The organism is Belnapia moabensis DSM 16746, from assembly GCF_000745835.1.
GTDB lineage: Bacteria > Pseudomonadota > Alphaproteobacteria > Acetobacterales > Acetobacteraceae > Belnapia > Belnapia moabensis.
Window position 1 is genome coordinate 1 of record NZ_JQKB01000045.1, and the last position, 13916, is coordinate 13916.

A 13916-nucleotide genomic window follows, 5' to 3' on the forward strand; every position below is an offset into this window, starting at 1 on the left:
CCTTGCCAAGCGGCCGCAGCGGATCCGCTCCATCTTTCAGCACCCGCAATTCCGCTACGCCGCGTAGTCAAGACAATGGGGGCCGCCTCAATAACCTCTCCGACATGGCGGAGGGGCGGGGATGAAGCAGGCCGATGCGGCGGAGCTGCGGCGCGAATTGCGCGCCTTCCTCGCCGCCGAGATCGCCGCGGACGGCTTCGACCCTGCCGCCGGCAGCTGGGGGCCGGCGGATCCGGGCTTCGCCACCCGGCTTGGCGCCCGTGGCTGGATCGGCGCGAGCTGGCCGCGCGCCTTGGGCGGCCAGGGCGGCGGCGCCTTCGAGCGCCATGTCGTCGCCGAGGAACTGATCGCCCATGGCGCCCCGCTACGGGTGAACTGGGTCGCCGAATGGCTTGCGGGGCCGCTGCTGCTGGCCGCAGGCACGCCGGAGCAGCAGCGGGAGGTCCTGCCGCGCTTCGCCGCCGGGCGGCTCTCCGCCTGCATCGGCCTTACCGAAGCTGCCCTGCCCGACAGCGACGCCCCACGCTGCCTGGCGCGGCCGGACCGAGGCGGCTGGCGCCTCAGCGGCCGTTGCAGGCTGATTGGTGATGCGCTCGGGCGCCTGCTTCTCCTGGCCCGCACGGGCGAGGAGGGGGCAGGGCTCAGCCTGTTCCTCGTCGATCTCGCCTTGCCCGGCATCGCCCTGCTCGGCGCCGACCGTCTCGGCTTCGATGGGGTCTTCCTGGCCGCGGACCGGCTGGTCGGGGCAGAGGATGAGGCGCTGCCGCTTTGGCACGAGGTCGCCGGCATTGCCCATGGCGCGCCGGCGCCCTGGCTCCGCCACCTTCCGCTGCTCGCCGCCCTCGCCGAGGCCCATGGGCCGCCCGAGGGGGAGCCGGTGCTCGGCCGCCTTCTCGCCGGCACCGCGACGCTGCGGGCGATGGGCCTCGCCCGTGCCGGCCGCACCTCGCCCAGCCTTGCCGTGTCGGCCGCGTTGGAAGCGGAGGCCGTCCCTGCCGCCCTGCTGCGCCTGTTGCCCGAGGAAGCCCGCCCCGCGCCGACCGAGCCGCCGCCCGGCCTGCCGCCGATCCTCACAGCCCGCCGCACCTCGCGCCGGCTGCATCCGCTCGCCATCGAGACCGCACGGCTGCTGACCGGGCGGCTGGCATTCGGTTTCGATCCGAAGCTTTGGGAGGCGCTGGAGGATGGTCCAGTGCTCCGCGCTGCCTTGCCGCCCGACCTGGGCGGGGAGGGGGAGGGGCTGCCGGACCTGCTCGCCATCGCCGAGGCGGCGGGTGCCGTCGGAGCGCCACTGCCGGTCGCCGAGACGCTGCTGGGCCATTACGCTCTGGCGCTCGCTGGCCTTGCTCCACCCATCGGCCCGCTGACCATCGGCCCCGTGCAACCGGGCGAGGTGGCCCGCTTCGAGGCCGGGCTGCTCGTGGGGCGCCTGGACCGGCTACCCTGGGCCTGCCACGCTGCCGCCGCCGTGATCGTTCTGGATGGGAGCCGCACTATCCTGGCCGGTCGCCCCGCCATCGGCGCGGAGGGCCGCAACGGCGCCGGCGAGCCACGTGACCTGGTGCTGTTGGAGGAGATGCCCGTCCTCGCCGCCGGGCCGCCCGGCAGCGGCTTGACGCCGGGGGGCCTTCGTGACCTTGGCGCCCTGTTCCGCGCCGCTGCCATGCTCGGCGCCCTCGGCCGCCTTGCCCGAGGCCGGCGCGCCCGCGGCCTGGCCGCCGCCGCGCGCTTTGCCCTGAAGCAGGCGGCGCGCGAGCCGAGCCGCTTCACCATCGCCTGCGCTCGCCTCCGCACCCAGGCCGCCGCCGAGGCTGCCATGGCCATTCCCGGCGGCGACGTGGCGCTAAGCGGCCGGATCGCCGCCTGGTCGGGCGAATTCGGCACCGAGTCCGAATGGGCGAGCTGGCTCGGCCGCCAGGCCCGCCGCGCCGGCGCCGGCGCCGGCGGCCTGTGGCCCCTCGTCGCCGATCGGGGCAGGATGCCGGCTGACGCGGAGGAAACCGAGCATGAGTGAACTGCTCTTCGAGACCCAGGGCGGCATCGCCACCATCACCTTGAACCGCCCTGACAGCGGCAACGCCTTCACCACCGAAATGCTGGCGCAATGGGAGCAGGCCTTGCGCGAATGCATCCATGACGATGCCATCCGCTGCGTGGTGCTGACCGGCGCCGGCCGCATCTTCTGCTCCGGCGGCGACGTGAAGCGCATGGCGGCGAACACCGCCGGCGGCCAGCAGCCCTGGGACCGCGCCAAGTACCTCACCGACCATGTCCACCGCATCCCGCTGACGCTGATGGAGCTGGACAAGCCCTATATCGTCGCCGTCAACGGCGCCGCGACCGGCGCGGGGATGGACATGGCGCTGATGGGCGACCTCCGCTTCGCCGCCGAGAGCGCCCGTTTCGCCGAGACCTATATCAAGGTCGGCTTCGTCGCCGGCGATGGCGGCGCCTGGATGCTGCCGCGTCTCATCGGCTTGCCGCGCGCGCTGGAGATGCTCTGGCTCGGCGATTTCGTCGGCGCCGCCGAGGCCGAGCGCATCGGCCTCGTCAGCAAGGCGGTGCCTGACGACCAACTGATGGCGCATACCTATTCGGTCGCCGAACGCCTCGCATCCGGCCCCACGGTCGGCATCCGGCTGATGAAGCGCATGGTGATGCAGGGCCTCGGCAGCAATTTCCGCGATGCGCTTTCCTTCGCCGCGAGCTGCGTCGGCGTCGTCAGCGCGACGGAGGACCACCGCGAGGCGACCGCCGCTTTCGCTGAGAAGCGCAGGCCCGTCTTCCGCGGGAAATAACCTCCCGTCGTTCCGCCGAAGCGGCCGAACCATCCCACCGGCCTGCGTTGGCCTTCTGCATATGGAGGACCGACGCATGCCCGATGACCATCGCCCGCCGCTGCCCGAGCAGCACCAGGACCAGACCCCCGGCCGCAACGCGCCGATGGATCCGCCGCCCGATTACGGCGAGGCCAGCTATCGCGGCTCCGGCCGCCTCGCCGGCAAGGCGGCGATCGTCACCGGCGGCGACAGCGGCATCGGCCGCGCCGTTGCCCTCGCATTCGCCCGCGAGGGCGCCGATGTCGCCATCGCCTACCTGAACGAGGAGGAGGATGCGGCGGAGACCGTGCGGCTCGTCGAAGCTGCCGGTCGCCGCGCGCTGCGCATCGGCGGCGACATCGCCGACCCGGCCATGTGCCGTCGCATCGTGGAGGAAACTGTCGAGGCCTTCGGCAGGATCGACATCCTGGTCAACAACGCCGCCTACCAGATGACACGCCAGTCGCTTGACGAGATCAGCGACGAGGAGTGGGACTACACCTTCAACGTGAATATCGGCGCTATGTTCCGCATCACCAAGGCGGCGCTGCCGCATATGAAACCGGGTGCGGCCATCATCAACACCGTCTCGGTCAATGCGGATACGCCGAAGCCGAAGCTGGTGCCCTATTCGGCGACCAAGGCGGCGATCCAGAATTTCACCGGCAGCCTCGCGCAGTTGCTGGCGGAGAGGGGGATCCGCGCGAATTGCGTAGCCCCCGGCCCGATCTGGACGCCGCTCATCCCGGCCACCATGCCTGTGGAGCAGGTGAAGAGCTTCGGCTCGGAAGTGCCGATGAAGCGCCCCGGCCAGCCGGCCGAGCTTGCCCCGGTCTATGTGATGCTGGCCTCCGACGAGGCGAGCTATGTCTCCGGCGCCACCATTGCCGTCACCGGCGGCGTGCCCATCCTGTAGGCTGGAGGGATCAGTCCGCCGCCAGGACGGCGGCGGGCTCTTCCCGTCGCTGCCGGTCGGTCAGGGCCAATGCCCGTGCGGTCTCGATCAGGGCCTGGCGCGCGGAGGGATCGGTGATAGCGGTGAAGGCCTGGACGAGGCTCATCACTCCTTCCCCGGCGAGATGGATGGGCGCATGCCGCCCTGCACTGCCGAGCAACCCCTCGACCGAGCTGTTGCACAGCGCCGCCCAGACCGGCAGCCGGTCGGCGCAGAGTCGGTTCTGCCCCCGCTCGTACTTCAGCACCTGTTACGGGCTGACGCCGAGCGCCACGCCCATTTGCGCCAGGGTAGCCCCGGCATTAAGCCGCGCCTGCTTCAGCCGCTGATGGATTGGCGCGATAGAGGGCAGGGTTGTGTTGACCTCCCCGCCATCGGCCAGAGAGGGAGGAGGCATGGGGGTAATGCGCGGCATGGTGCTGATCTACCGTAAGCTTGTACGCTACCGTAATATTTATCGCATAAGTTGAACAGTCTCAGGCCTATGACTTACCTTGGAAGCGTGCCGAAAATGACCGGGAATTTTCATGGAACGCGCTGTGGTCGGACTGCGCCACATGCGGGGACCGCTGGACAAAGCGCCTGATCGGGTGCGGGATACGATTCACGTCCAGGACAGGAAGAAAGCGATGCTAGACGGCACCGAATACCGCATACCTTCGCTGCGCCATAAGGTCAGCCCGGAGGAGTGGCAGGCCCGGATCGACTTGGCCGCCTGTTACCGCCTAGTCGACCTCTACCACATGAGCGACCTGATCGCGAACCACGTCTCAGTCCGCGTCCCGGGAGAGGATGCGTTCCTCATCAACGCTTATGGCCTGCTTTACGAGGAGATCACCGCATCCTCGCTGATGAAGGTGGACTACGACGGCAATATCCTGCTGAAGCCGGACTTCCCTGACCAGGATTACGGCGTGAACCGCGCCGGCTTCGTCATCCACTCCGCAGTCCACAAGGCGCGGCACGACCTGGCCTGCGTCGCGCATACGCATACCTGGGCCGGGATGGCAGTCTCGACCCTCGAATGCGGGCTGCTCCCGAACACCCAGACCAGCATGCGCTTCGCCAAGATCAGCTACCACGACTTCAACGGCGTGGTGCTCGACCTTTCCGAGCAGGAGCGGCTGGTGCGCGACCTCGGCGACAACAACGCCATGATCCTCCGCAACCACGGCCTGCTGACCGTGGGCAACACCATCCCCGAGGCGTTCAACGCGCTGCACCGCCTAGAACTCTCCTGCAAGACGCAGATTGCGGCGATGTCGTGCAACACGCCGATGGTCAAGGTCGCCGACGACATCGTTGAGAAGACTTACATGAACTACCAGCCGCAGGTCCGCCGCCCCTTCGGCGTGCTCGACTGGCCGGCGCTGCTGCGCAAGCTCGACCGCATCGATCCCAGCTACCGGACCTGATGCGCGTCCTGCTTTCGGATATCGCCGAGGCCCGGCACGGCGCGCGTATCCGCGCTGCCCTGCCTGGCGTAGTACTCGTCCCCGTCGCGCCCGAGGGTCCGTTACCGGAGACGGCGGGCATCGGGCTGGCTTTCGTCACCCGCGACCTGTTCCTCGGCGGCACGCGCTTCCGTCTCACCGCACGCTTCCAGCGCTTCGTCGATTTGGTCCTCGCCGCGCCCGACATCCGGCGGGTGCAGACCTTCTCAGCCGGTACCGACATGGCGCCCTACCAGGCGATGCGGGCGAAGGGCATCGAGGTGGTCGGCGCCAGCGGCGCCAGTGCGCCGACCGTGGCGCAGACAGCCATCACCGGCCTGCTCGCCTTGGCCCGGCGCCTGCCGCGGGTGATGGAGGCGCAGCGCCGACATGCATGGGAGCCAATCTATGGCGAGGCGGAACCGCCGGACCTCGCCAGCCAGACCGCGCTCATCATCGGCACCGGCCCAATCGGGCAGGAGATCGCCCGCCTCGCCGCCGCCTTCGGGCTCCGCTCCGTCGGCATCCGCCGCGAGGCCGCCGCGCCGCCGCCGCCCCACTTCGCCGCGGTTGCTCCCTATGCCGGACTGCAGCAGTGGCTGCCGCGTGCCAACTGGCTGATCCTCGCCTGCCCGTTGAGCGAGATCACCCGCAACCTGATCGATGCGGCCGCCCTTGCCCGGCTGCCCGACGGCACCGGGCTGGTGAATGTCTCCCGCGGCGGCGTGGTGGAGGAGGGGGCGTTGCTCGCCGCCCTGCGATCCGGCCGGCTCGGCGGCGCCTTCGTCGACGTCTTCACCGAGGAGCCACTGCCGCCGGAGAGTCCCTTCTGGGACCTGCCGAACGTCATCGTCTCACCCCACAGCGCTGCCGCCGGCGATGGCCTCGCGGAGCGCGTCGCCGCGATCTTCTGCGACAACCTGCGGCGCTGGGCCGCCAAAGCCTGACCGAAAGACACCATCGAATGACACCGATCGCCCAAGCCTCGCGCCGCCAGCTCCTGCGGACGGGCGCCTTCCTCGCCGCCGGGCCTGCCGTCGCTCAGCCTGCCTATCCCAGCCGTCCGCTCTCGCTGCTGATCGGCTACGCCCCCGGCGGCCTAACCGATGTGATGGTACGGATGATTGCCGAGCGGCTGGGGCGCGAGCTGGGCCAGACCGTCGTCGTCGAGAACCGCAGCGGCGGCGCGACCTCCATCGCCTCCACCGCCGTCGCCCAGGCGCGGCCGGACGGCTACACGCTGCTGATCGGCACCAACAGCCTGGCGATCAACCTGGCTCTGCAGCCCGGACTCACGCCGCGCGACCCGATGCGGGAGCTGCAGCCGGTCGGCGAGGTCTACTACACACCCTTCGCGCTGGCGGTGCACAGCTCCGTCCCGGTCCGGGACTTCAAGGAGTTGATCGACTATGCCAGGGCCAACCCCGGCAAGCTGAACTACGGCAGCTCCGGCAGCGGCTCGGTGAACCACCTGTTGACCGAGCTGCTGATGCTGAAATCGGGTGCCCGCTTCGAGCACGTGCCCTATCGCGGCGCCGGGCCGGCGCTGGTCGACCTTCGCGCCAACCGCATCCAGGTCTTCTACGCCACGCCGCTCGATGCGGAGCCGCTACTGAGGGATGGCATCATCCGGCTCGTCACCATTTCCTCTGCGGATCGGCTGGCGAGCCTGCCGGACCTGCCCTCGGTGGCGGAGAGCTTCCCCGATTGTGCCGGCGTGCTTTGGCAGGGCCTTTTCGTCCCGCCGGGTACGCCGCCCGAGGTGCAGGCGCGCCTCTACGGCGCGCTTCGCGCCAGCGTCGATGATCCGGCCCTCGCCGCGCGGGTGACGCCGCAAGGCGTGGTGCTGATGCATGGCGATGCCGCGGCGCTGCGGGACAGGCTGGCGCGTGAAATCCGGGTCTGGGACGAGGTGATCCGCAGCACGGGCATCAAGCCGGAATAGGGTGGCGGCGCCTCATCCTGTCTTTGTCAATACCTCCGACACCTGGCGCTGCCAGGCCTCCCAGGCGGTGTCCGCCGCGGCGCCGGCCCGTTCGGCGGCGAGGCTCGCCTGGTTGAGCCGGCGCCGCGCCTCCTCCCGCTCCGCCCCGCTGCGGTCTTCCGCCGCCGCCCGCGCCCGGCCGAGCGCTGCCTCGGCGGTCGCGTATTGCCGGATCGCTGCGCGGGCCGTGTCCAGCAGCCGCCGCGCCTCGCCGAGCCCGGCGACGACGGCCTCCAGCGCCGGCCGCCCTGCCGCGTCTGGCGGGAGCCGTTGGAGCACCGAGCGCAGAGTCTCGAGGCTTCCCGCCCCGCCCGGCAGGCGCCGGAGGCTCGCCTCCACATCGATCTCCCGCCAGCGCAGCAGCACCGGGTCTCCGAGCCCCTGGTCAAGGATCGGCACCTCGGTCCGCCCGTCGCGCTCCCATGCGAACCGGAGTGTCGTGGGTGTGCCTTCCAGCACCGTCTCGGTCCGCAGGCCGAAATCTCCCTCGGCGACGATGGTGAAGAGAGGCTTAGCCCCGACCCGTCGCGGCAGGTCGAGCACCATCCGTCCCCGTGCTCCGCGCGGGTCGACGGCCAAGGCCACCTCTTCCCGGAGGATCGAGGCGAGGACGACGACGCCGCGCCGCAACTCCACCCCGACCGGCCGCTCCGCGCTGGCGGCGCTGGAGGTCATCGCCACGTCGCGGTCGCGCGCGAAAGCCAGCAGCCGCTGCTCGCCCGATTGCAGCGCGCGCAGTTGCGCATCGCCGAGATAGGCGCCCTTGGCGTCGAAGACCGCCGCCAGCCCGTCCGGCAACACCGCTCCGCCGGCGTTGCGGAGGCGCACGGCGTTGAGAGGGTTCCGCGCCTCGGTCTCCTGCACCCACCAGACCCGTTCCATCGGCAGGCGCGCATCGAGGAAGGGCAGGTTCGCCGTCTCGCCGCCGCGGACCGAGACGGGGGAGGGGAGGGTGAAGGCGACGCGCCCCGCCGTGCTCTCCGCCGCCGCCTGCGCCATTGCGGCGACCGGAGCCGGCGCTCCTTCCATGCGCATCGCCCGCATCGCAGGCGCGGGAGCCGCTGCCGGCATCGGCGGAAGCGGTGGTTGCGGCCCGGTATCCGCCGCAACCTGCACCTGCTCCGCCGCCCGCACCGGTAGCTCCGGCCGCTCCACGCGGATCGGCGTATAGAGTGCCTGGCGATAGGCCGCTGGATTGCCGGAGACGAGCGAGAGCCGCACGCCGGCCCAATCCGCCCCGGAGCGGTTCTCGACCACCGCCCAGCCTTGCAACCGAGCCTCGCCCGTCGCCTCCGGCAGCAGCAAACGGTAGGAGGGTTTCCAGAGCGGCGCGCCCGTCACCGTGGCGAAGGAGACTTCTCGCGCCACATCCGCGCGGAGCCGGATCTCCACTTGCCGTTCATCCGCTGCACGGGCCGCTGCCAGCGCCTCCGCTGCCCGCGCGATGCGAGCCGCGAGCGCGGCATCGGTGAGCTGTACCTCCTCCCCCTCGCGCAGCAGCAGCAGGCGCAGGCCCGTCTCGCTCAACAGGGAGACGCGGAGTCCGCCCTCCGCCTCCTCGGCATCGGCGAGGCGCCCCGTGCTGCCCCCGGCCTGCACCACCTGACCGCGCAGCGCCCGCAGCAGGCTCGCGCGGTTCTCGAAATCCATCGGCTTCAGAGGCAGGCCGCGAAAGGCTTCCGCCTCGATTTCCTGCGCCGGCAGCCTGAGCCCCTCGACGGTGCCGGCCGGGTCACGCAGCACCAGGCTTTTCAACACATCGTCGACATCCTCGACCGGCACGCGGAAGGTGATCGTTGCGCCCGGCTCCAGCCGGCCGCCGCGCTCGATCTCGGCGAGGCCGGCATTGGACAGCGTCACCGCCCGCACCGGCAACTCCTCGGCGAGCGCAGGGGAGGCGAGGCAGGCGGCGAACAGCAGGGCACGGCGCATGGCGGACTCCCGGGATGCTATCCGCCCAGCTTAGCCGATCCGCGCAGCAACCCCACCGCTCCCGCAAATCCGGCGAGCGAGAAGCCGAGACCCATGGCAAAGACCACCAGATGGCTCTCCCCGGTCGCGGCGAAGAGCGCCGCCAGGCCAAACCCCACCACGGTCTGCATCACCGCGAAGACCGCGGTGCAGCGCACCCAGAGCCCGGTCGCCCGCGTCCCCGCTACCTCCCGGCAGACGGTCAGCGTCACCGCCGTCACCCCGACTGCAGCAAAGCCTGCCGCCGCCGCTGCGGGCAGCACCAGCACCGGCCAGGGCGGCAAGGTCAGCGCCAGCGCCACCGACTGCACCGCAAGCCAGATCGCCAGCGCGCACCGTCCGCCGATCCGGTCCGTCACCCGCCCGGAGAGAATGCCGCCCGCCACGCCGACCAGCCCGAAGACCAGCCAGATCGCCGCGCCGACGCCCAGGCCCAATCCACGACCGCGCGCCGCGAGATCGGCCAGATACACCATGGGCGGCACCATGCCCGCAGCATGCAGGCCGTAGGTTGCGATGAGTAGCCGCGCCCGCGGCGGCGCCTCGGCCGCCTCGCCGGTCAGCAGCATCCTTGGCCAGCGTGGATGGGCAAAGGCCCAGAGGGCGAGCGCAAGCGCCGACAGCCCCAGCCATGCCATTGGCAGGCCGGCCGGCAGCAGCACCGGCACCGCCACGGCCCCGGTGGCGATCCCGAGCCCCACCCCGGCGATGACGATGCCGCCCGCCGCCCCGCGCCGCTCCGGCACTACCGAGGCCTGGGTTGCCGGCCCTGCCAGCGCCATCAGCAGCCCGCCGCCGATCCCGGCCAGCGTCCGCCAGGCGAGGAACCAGCCGAATCCGCCGTTCCAGGCGCAGGCCGCAAGCGCCAGCACTACCAGCCCCATGCCGCAATCAAGCAGCCCCGGCACGCCGAGCCGCCGTGCAATTCCTCGCCCGCCCAGGATTCCGATCAGGTAGCCGAGCAGCGCCGCCGCCCCCAGCGTCCCCGCCTGACCGCCATCGACCCAGCCGGCGGTCACCATGGCGGGAAACAGCGGCACATAGGCGAAGCGCGCTAGGCCGTTGCCGGAGGCCGTGGCCGCCGCACCGGCCAGCGCATATCGAAGGAAGAGGCTCACGCGGGGAAGTCTAGGCGCCAGCGCCAGCCTGGGCGATGTGCCGTGAACCACAATCGTAACACGTGAATAAGAGTGATTTTGTCGCCAAATCCACGCCTCGTGTCTTGTTGCCTGCAAGGGCGATCGTTAAATACGGGGCAACTCTCCCGCCGTGCAGGATATCCGCCGCAATGAGCACCAAGGCGAAGGCCCGCCCAGCCACAGCTCCCGTGGTCTTCACTGCCAATCGCCTGCGCGACGGCCGCGTCGTCTGGTTCGGCGCTGAGGGCACTTGGCGCGACCGCATCGACGGGACGACACCATTCGCTCCTGCCGCCGCCGAGGAGGGTCTCGCCCTCGCTCAGCAGGGCGAGCGGGACCAGCAGGTGGTGGGCGTCTATGCCGTCGAGGTCGACCCGGCTGGCCCTACCCCCCTTAAATTCCGCGAGCGCCTGCGCGTGCAGGGGCCGAGCGTCGCGGCGGAGGCTGCCTGAGCATGAACGCCCTCACTCCCCCGCAATACGCCCGCACCTATCGCTATGACGAGATCGACCGCGAATTCCTCCAGGAGCGCATCGCCGAATTCCGTGGCCAGGTGGAGCGCCGCCTCGCCGGCGAACTGACCGAGGACGAGTTCAAGCCGCTGCGGCTGATGAACGGCCTCTACCTCCAGTTGCATGCCTACATGCTTCGCGTGGCGATCCCCTACGGCCTGCTGAACAGCGCCCAGCTGCGTCAGCTCGGCAAGATCGCCCGTCGCTGGGACCGCGGATTCGGCCATTTCACCACGCGCCAGAACATCCAGTTCAACTGGACGAAGCTGGAGGACGTGCCGGCGATGCTGGAGGCGCTGGCCGAGGTGGACATGCACGCCATCCAGACCAGCGGCAATTGCATCCGCAACACCACAACCGACGAGTATGCCGGCGCCAGCCCGGACGAGGTGGTGGACCCGCGCGTCTATGCCGAGATCCTGCGGCAGTGGTCGACGCTGCACCCGGAATTCACCTGGCTGCCGCGGAAGTTCAAGATCGCCATCACCGGCGCGCCGCATGACCGCGTTGCGGCCCAGGTGCACGATGTGGGCGTGCTGGCCAAGCGCAACGAGCGCGGCGAGGTCGGCTTTGAGGTGCATGCCGGCGGGGGCCTGGGGCGCACGCCGATCATCGCCCGCAAGCTGCGCGACTGGGTGCCGGAGGCGGAGTTCCTCGCCTATATGGAAGCCGTGCTGCGCGTCTATAACGCTCTCGGCCAGCGCGACAACATCTACAAGGCACGCATCAAAATCCTGGTCCGCGACCTCGGCGACGAGTTCACGCAGATGGTCGAGCGCGAATACGAGCGCATGCCGCGTGACAAGTACCGGCTCGATCCGGAGATCGTCGCTGCCATCGCCGCGCATTTCGCGCCGCCCCCGTTTGCTGCGCTCGACGACCAGCCGCTCCCCGAGGACCCCGAGTTCCGCCAATGGGCCGAGGCGAGCGTCCGCGCCCACAAGAAGCCGGGCTATGCCTCGGTCACCATCTCGCTGAAGCCGATCGGCGGCATCCCCGGCGATGCCAGCGCCGAGCAGATGGAGGCCGTCGCCGACCTTGCGGAGCGGCACTCCTTCGGCGAGATCCGTGTCACCCATGTGCAGAACCTCGTTCTGCCGCATGTCCGGCAGGAGGATCTGCACGCGCTCTGGCAGGGGCTTCGTGCCGCCGGACTGGCGACGCCGAATATCGGCCTGATCAGCGACATCATCGCTTGCCCGGGGATGGACTACTGCGCGCTGGCCACCGCCCGCAGCATCCCCATCGCCCAGCGCATCAGCGAGCGCTTCGCCTCGCTCGACCGTCAGCACGATATCGGCGAGTGCTTCATCAACATCTCCGGCTGCATCAATGCCTGCGGGCATCACCATGTCGCCCATATCGGCATCCTCGGCGTCGATAAGCGCGGCGAGGAGGTCTACCAGATTACCCTCGGCGGCTCGGCGACCAACGACGCCGCCATCGGCGAGCTGATCGGCCCTGCCTTCTCCTACGACGCGGTCGTCGATGCGGTGGAGACGCTCATCACCACCTATATCGCCCATCGCGCAGCGGGCGAGCGCTTCATCGACACCTACCGCCGGATCGGCGTGATGCCCTTCAAGGACGCCCTCTATGCCCCTGCTTGAGGATGGCCGCCTGCGGCCCGACGACTGGACCCATGTTGAAGACGAGGCGCCACTCCCCGAGGGGCCCGCGATCGTCAGCCTTGCCCGCCTCCGCGCGGAGGCCGCAAGCCTCGCCGGCCGCAACGCGCCGCTCGGCGTCGCCCTGCCGCCCGAGACGCAGCCTGAGGAGATCGCGCCCTTCCTCGACCGCCTCGCCCTCATCGCGGTGAAGATGCCGAAGTCGAAGGATGGCCGCGCCTTCACCCAGATCCGGGCGCTGCGCGAGCACCACGGCTTCGCCGGCGAGATCCGCGCGGCTGGCCACATCCTCCCTGACCAGTACGCCATGCTGCTCCGTTGCGGCGTGACAACCGTGGAGGTGCCGGAGGGCACGAAGCCCGAGACATGGGCGCGTTCGCGCGACACCATCCGCATCGCCTACCAGGCGGCGCAGGGGGCGGACCGCCCGCTCTCCCTGCTCCGCCGCAAGCTGGAGCTCGCCTGATGCGCCGCCGCAGCCTGCTGGCTCTCGCCGCCGCCAGTCTCGCCACCCCTGCCTTCGCGCAGGCCTGGCCGGCCGAGCGAACCATCCGCATCATCGTTCCCGTCGCCGCCGGCGGCAGCCAGGATATCGTCGCCCGCCTGCTCGCTCGCCACCTGACCGACACGCTCGGCCAGAATGTCGTGGTCGAGAACCAGCCCGGCGCCGGCAGCAATATCGGCTACGAGGCTGCCTCCCGCGCCAGGCCGGACGGCTATACGCTGCTCGCCGGCTCGGACAGCCTTTCCATCAACCGCACGCTTTTCCCGCATCTCAGCTTCGATCCGGTCGAGGCCTTCGCCCCCGTCGCCCGCGCCGTCCGCGTTCCGCAAATCCTTGTCGTCCGCGCCGACAGCAGCGCACGGACGCTGGAGGAATTCATTGCTGCGACCCGCCGCAGCCCGGTCGCTGTCGGCACGCCGGGCAATGGCAGCCTCGCCCATCTCCTCGGCGAGCAGATCCAGTCGGCCGCGGAGGTGCGCTGGACCCACATCCCCTATCGCGGCGGCGCGCTGGCGGTGAACGACCTGCTCGGCGGCAGCCTGCAGGGCGTCATCATCAATATCGGCGCGGTGACGGACCATGTCCGCGCCGGGCGCATGCGCGGCCTCTTCGTCTCCAGCGCCGGGCGCGCGGCGGGCCTGCCCGATGTCCCAACCCTCGCCGAGGCCGGCATGACCGGCGCCGAGGCGGTCGGCTGGCACGGCATCGTCGCGCCGCGCGGCACCGACCCGGCCATCATCGCCCGGCTCAACGCCGCCATCGCCGAAGTCCTGGCGAAGCCCGAGGTTGCCGAGCGCATCGCCGCCCTTGGCCTCGAGCCGGTGAACGAGAGCCCCGAGGCCCTCGGCACCCTCATCCGCGCCGATGCCGGCCGCTGGGCCGAGACTATCCGTCGCGCCCGCATCCAACCCGACTAGCATCGCGGTTCAGTGGTGCTAGGCTCCCTCGGAAAGACCCGAGGGAGCATGTC

Annotated in this window: 14 protein-coding genes; 10 read left to right on the forward strand and 4 right to left on the reverse strand. The window is 70.5% G+C overall.

Features of this window, described 5'->3' with window-relative positions; all coding sequences use genetic code 11:
- The first annotated feature begins 121 nt into the window (after positions 1 to 121).
- The 3 genes from EP26_RS32190 (at position 122) to EP26_RS20975 (ending at position 3735) form a co-directional block, all read left to right on the forward strand.
- Positions 122 to 2014 carry an acyl-CoA dehydrogenase family protein gene (locus tag EP26_RS32190; RefSeq protein ID WP_052389453.1) on the forward strand — a complete coding sequence of 631 codons (1893 nt, stop codon included), beginning with the start codon at positions 122 to 124 and terminating at the stop codon, positions 2012 to 2014.
- The gene (locus EP26_RS20970) at positions 2007 to 2798 is read left to right on the forward strand and encodes an enoyl-CoA hydratase/isomerase family protein (protein WP_043341576.1); all 792 of its coding nucleotides are present in this window, start codon (positions 2007 to 2009) and stop codon (positions 2796 to 2798) included. Before EP26_RS32190 ends, EP26_RS20970 begins: the two co-directional genes overlap by 8 nt.
- A 76-nt stretch (positions 2799 to 2874) precedes the next feature.
- The gene (locus EP26_RS20975) at positions 2875 to 3735 is read left to right on the forward strand and encodes a glucose 1-dehydrogenase (RefSeq protein WP_211259499.1); all 861 of its coding nucleotides are present in this window, start codon (positions 2875 to 2877) and stop codon (positions 3733 to 3735) included.
- A 10-nt stretch (positions 3736 to 3745) separates the two neighbouring features.
- On the opposite strand, the gene EP26_RS20980 is transcribed toward EP26_RS20975, so the two are convergent.
- Both EP26_RS20980 and EP26_RS35050 read right to left on the reverse strand, forming a co-directional pair.
- Positions 3746 to 4021, reverse strand: a complete 276-nt coding sequence (locus EP26_RS20980) for a hypothetical protein (protein ID WP_043341579.1) — start codon at positions 4019 to 4021, stop codon at positions 3746 to 3748.
- 3 nt (positions 4022 to 4024) lie between these two features.
- Positions 4025 to 4189, reverse strand: coding sequence for a helix-turn-helix domain-containing protein (locus tag EP26_RS35050; protein WP_169747439.1), 165 nt, complete (start codon positions 4187 to 4189; stop codon positions 4025 to 4027).
- Between the two features lie 214 nt (positions 4190 to 4403).
- Here EP26_RS35050 and EP26_RS20985 point away from each other — a divergent pair, with 214 nt between their 5' ends.
- The 3 genes from EP26_RS20985 to EP26_RS20995 are packed head-to-tail and all read left to right on the forward strand — an operon-like array spanning position 4404 to position 7152.
- Entirely contained in the window at positions 4404 to 5189 is a 786-nt protein-coding gene (locus EP26_RS20985; protein WP_043341581.1) for a class II aldolase/adducin family protein, read from the forward strand.
- On the forward strand, positions 5189 to 6154 hold the full coding sequence (locus EP26_RS20990; protein WP_043341583.1) for a D-2-hydroxyacid dehydrogenase: 966 nt from the start codon (positions 5189 to 5191) through the stop codon (positions 6152 to 6154). The genes EP26_RS20985 and EP26_RS20990 overlap by 1 nt, the downstream gene beginning before the upstream one ends.
- 17 nt (positions 6155 to 6171) lie before the next feature.
- Positions 6172 to 7152: a Bug family tripartite tricarboxylate transporter substrate binding protein gene (locus tag EP26_RS20995; RefSeq protein ID WP_043341585.1), complete on the forward strand. Its 981-nt coding sequence runs from the start codon at positions 6172 to 6174 to the stop codon at positions 7150 to 7152.
- A 12-nt stretch (positions 7153 to 7164) separates the two neighbouring features.
- On the opposite strand, the gene EP26_RS21000 is transcribed toward EP26_RS20995, so the two are convergent.
- Together EP26_RS21000 and EP26_RS21005 are read right to left on the reverse strand one after the other, a co-directional pair.
- Entirely contained in the window at positions 7165 to 9123 is a 1959-nt protein-coding gene (locus EP26_RS21000) for a DUF4139 domain-containing protein (RefSeq protein WP_043341586.1), read from the reverse strand.
- A 17-nt stretch (positions 9124 to 9140) separates the two neighbouring features.
- On the reverse strand, positions 9141 to 10280 hold the full coding sequence (locus EP26_RS21005; RefSeq protein ID WP_052389454.1) for a YbfB/YjiJ family MFS transporter: 1140 nt from the start codon (positions 10278 to 10280) through the stop codon (positions 9141 to 9143).
- Positions 10281 to 10450: 170 nt separating this feature from the next.
- On the opposite strand from EP26_RS21005, the gene EP26_RS21010 reads away from it, so the two are divergent.
- Genes EP26_RS21010 through EP26_RS21025 form a run of 4 tightly spaced genes read left to right on the forward strand, consistent with a single transcriptional unit; the run spans position 10451 to position 13863 of the window.
- Positions 10451 to 10753: a DUF2849 domain-containing protein gene (locus EP26_RS21010; protein ID WP_043341588.1), complete on the forward strand. Its 303-nt coding sequence runs from the start codon at positions 10451 to 10453 to the stop codon at positions 10751 to 10753.
- Between the two features lie 2 nt (positions 10754 to 10755).
- Entirely contained in the window at positions 10756 to 12423 is a 1668-nt protein-coding gene (locus EP26_RS21015) for a nitrite/sulfite reductase (protein ID WP_043341589.1), read from the forward strand.
- Positions 12410 to 12907 carry a DUF934 domain-containing protein gene (locus tag EP26_RS21020; protein ID WP_043341591.1) on the forward strand — a complete coding sequence of 166 codons (498 nt, stop codon included), beginning with the start codon at positions 12410 to 12412 and terminating at the stop codon, positions 12905 to 12907. Before EP26_RS21015 ends, EP26_RS21020 begins: the two co-directional genes overlap by 14 nt.
- On the forward strand, positions 12907 to 13863 hold the full coding sequence (locus EP26_RS21025) for a Bug family tripartite tricarboxylate transporter substrate binding protein (RefSeq protein WP_043341592.1): 957 nt from the start codon (positions 12907 to 12909) through the stop codon (positions 13861 to 13863). Before EP26_RS21020 ends, EP26_RS21025 begins: the two co-directional genes overlap by 1 nt.
- Positions 13864 to 13916 lie beyond the last annotated feature (53 nt).